The following is a 2,534-nucleotide window of genomic DNA, read 5'->3' as shown; positions in this document are numbered from 1 at the left end:
AAGATCATAGTTTCTGCAAGTCGATCAGGATCTGGCGCGTCGAAAGCGGCGTGCCGTGCAAATGATAATGCAGCAGGAAGCGCATCAGGCTGCGGCTCTGCTGAGCGGTGGTGGGGCGGGAGCCGTAGTCGTCGCGCTCCATGTCCAGCAGGGTCTGGCCGCGCAGCACGGGCCAGGAGGATGGATCGCTCGGCAACGCGCGACGGATGCCGCGCTCGGGGTGGTAGACGTAGTCGCCATCGGCCTGCACCGGCTCGCCGTCGACGCAGCGATCAAGCTGGGCGGCAAAGCCGGTCTCGCGCAGCAGCACGCGCTCGAAGGCGCGCAGCGTGAAGGCAGCGGGTTCGCCGTGGGCAAGCTTGTTGAGTGTTTCGACGTAATGCGCGAACAGCACCGGGTGTCCGTCTTCGCGGGCGACAAACTTGACCAGCAGCTCGTTCAGATAGAAGCCCGACAGCAGCCCCTCCCCACCCAGTGGCAGCATCCCGCCGACCCACTCGGCGCGCGTGAGCGTGCGTACGTCACCACGCCCGCTCCAGGACAGCGACAGTGGCTGGAACGTCTGCAACACGGCACGCAACGCAGAATGCGGCCGCTTCGCCCCCTTCGCGACCAACGCCATGCGGCCGTAATCCGGCGTGAAGACGTCGATGATGAGACTGGTCTCGCGGTACGGATAGCTGTGCAGCACGAAGGCCGGCTGCGCGGCGACGCGCGTCTCGGAACGCCCCGCCGGGAAGCTCTTGCGCTGCGCGGCACCGGCAACGCCTTCCTCGGCCAGCCATTCGGCCGCCTCGTCCGGAATCGGATCGGATCGTCCCGCCATCGAGCGTGTGTAGAGTCGCGCGGCTAGAAGCGGTTACTCGTAGCCGTAGGCGCGCAGGCCGGCCTCGTTGTCGGCCCAGCCGCTCTTGACCTTGATCCAGACCTCCAGATACACCTTGCCGTCGAACAGTTTTTCCATGTCCATGCGGGCTTCGGTGGAGATCTGCTTGAGCTTGGCGCCCTTCGCGCCAATGATCATCGCCTTGTGCGCGTCGCGGTCGACCAGGATGGTGACGAACACGCGGCGCAGGCGGCCTTCGGTCTCGAACTTGTCGATCACGACGGTGCTGGAATACGGCAGTTCGTCACCGGTCCAGCGGAAGACCTTCTCGCGGACGATCTCGGCGGCGAGGAAGCGCTCGCTGCGGTCGGTCAGCGCTTCCGGGTCGTACATCGGCTCGCCTTCGGGCAGGTACGGGCGCACGATGCCGAGCAGGCGAACGATGTCGTCGCGGTTCTTGGCCGACATCGGCACGATTTCCTTGAACGGAAACACCTGCGCCATTTCCTGCAGGAACACGGCGACCATCTCGGCGCGCGTGTAAGCGTCGAGCCGGTCGACCTTGTTGACGATCAGGATGACGGGCGTCTCGCGCGGCAGCAGCGACAGCACTTTCTCGTCATCCGGGCCGTAGCGGCCGGCTTCGACCACGAACAGCACGGCATCGACCGAGGTGAGCGTGGAGGTGACCGCGCGATTGAGCGAGCGGTTCAGCGCGGTGGCATGGCGCGTCTGGAAGCCCGGCGTGTCGACGAAGACGAACTGCGCGTCGTCGGTGGTCTGGATGCCGGTGATGCGGTGGCGCGTGGTCTGCGCCTTGCGCGACGTGATGCTGACCTTCTGGCCCACCAGGGCATTCATCAACGTGGACTTGCCGACGTTCGGCCGCCCGACGATGGCGACCATGCCGCAACGGAACCCCTCCGGCACACCAGACGTCGGTTGCGGAGGCTGCAATGGGGTGTCGCTCATTTACCTGATTATTCCTTCAACCTGAGAGACAATTGCGGATCGGGCGGCGTGGCCTGCTTGCGCGTCTTGCCGGTGCGCTCGGCGCGGCTGCGCTTGACGAGCTGCGGCACCAGGCGATGCGCTTCTTCCAGGGCCAGCTTGGCCGCCGATTGTTCAGCCGCGCGCCGCGATGCCCCACCGCCAGAGACGCGAATCTCCAGCTTCGGGATCGTGCACTCGACCTCGAATTGTTGATTATGCGCCGCGCCATGGGTGGCGACCACCGTGTACAGCGGCAGCGCGATCTTGTGACCCTGGAGGTACTCCTGCAGCAGCGTCTTGGCGTCCTTGCCCAACGTGCGCGGGTCGACCTGTTCCAGGATCGGGATGTACAGCTTGCGGATGAGCGTGCGGGCGGCATCGAAACCGCCATCGAGGAACACCGCGCCGAAGATGGCTTCCAGCGCATCGGCGAGGATCGACGGCCGGCGGAAGCCACCGCTCTTCAGCTCGCCCTCGCCCAGGCGCAACGCGTCGGGCAACTGCAGCATCTGCGCGATCTCGTACAGCGCCTGCTGCTTGACCAGGTTGGCCCGCACGCGCGAGAGATCGCCTTCATCCAGCTTGCCGAACATGCCGTAGAGCATGTCAGCGACAGCGCAATTCAGGATCGAATCGCCAAGAAATTCCAGGCGCTCGTTGTGCATCGCGCTGTGGCTGCGATGGGTGAGCGCCTGCTGCAGCAACTCCAGTTTGC

At 65.3% G+C, this 2,534-nt stretch carries 3 protein-coding genes; all 3 read right to left on the bottom strand.

Annotated features, from left to right (window positions below; translation table 11 throughout):
- Window positions 1-4 precede the first annotated feature (4 nt).
- From recO to rnc, 3 genes are read right to left on the bottom strand one after another with little or no spacing between them, the layout of a single operon-like run.
- Window positions 5-826: a DNA repair protein RecO gene (gene recO / locus QZ609_RS26350; RefSeq protein ID WP_295501414.1), complete on the bottom strand. Its 822-nt coding sequence runs from the start codon at window positions 824-826 to the stop codon at window positions 5-7.
- Between the two features lie 33 nt (window positions 827-859).
- Complete coding sequence (gene era, locus QZ609_RS26345) at window positions 860-1,798, bottom strand: GTPase Era (RefSeq protein WP_295501412.1); 939 nt, start codon at window positions 1,796-1,798, stop codon at window positions 860-862.
- Window positions 1,799-1,806: 8 nt separating this feature from the next.
- Window positions 1,807-2,529, bottom strand: coding sequence for a ribonuclease III (gene rnc, locus QZ609_RS26340; protein WP_295501417.1), 723 nt, complete (start codon window positions 2,527-2,529; stop codon window positions 1,807-1,809).
- Between the last annotated feature and the right edge of the window lie 5 nt (window positions 2,530-2,534).

The sequence above is a fragment of the uncultured Ralstonia sp. genome (genome assembly GCA_913056305.1).
In the GTDB taxonomy this organism is placed as follows: domain Bacteria; phylum Pseudomonadota; class Gammaproteobacteria; order Burkholderiales; family Burkholderiaceae; genus Ralstonia.
This window is presented reverse-complemented; position numbering and strand designations above follow the sequence as displayed.

Excerpts from the sequence above, each read along its gene's own strand:
- recO (WP_295501414.1), bottom strand. The coding sequence starts at position 826 with ATGGCGGGACGATCCGATCCGATTCCGGACGAGGCGGCCGAATGGCTG.
- era (WP_295501412.1), bottom strand. The coding sequence starts at position 1,798 with ATGAGCGACACCCCATTGCAGCCTCCGCAACCGACGTCTGGTGTGCCG.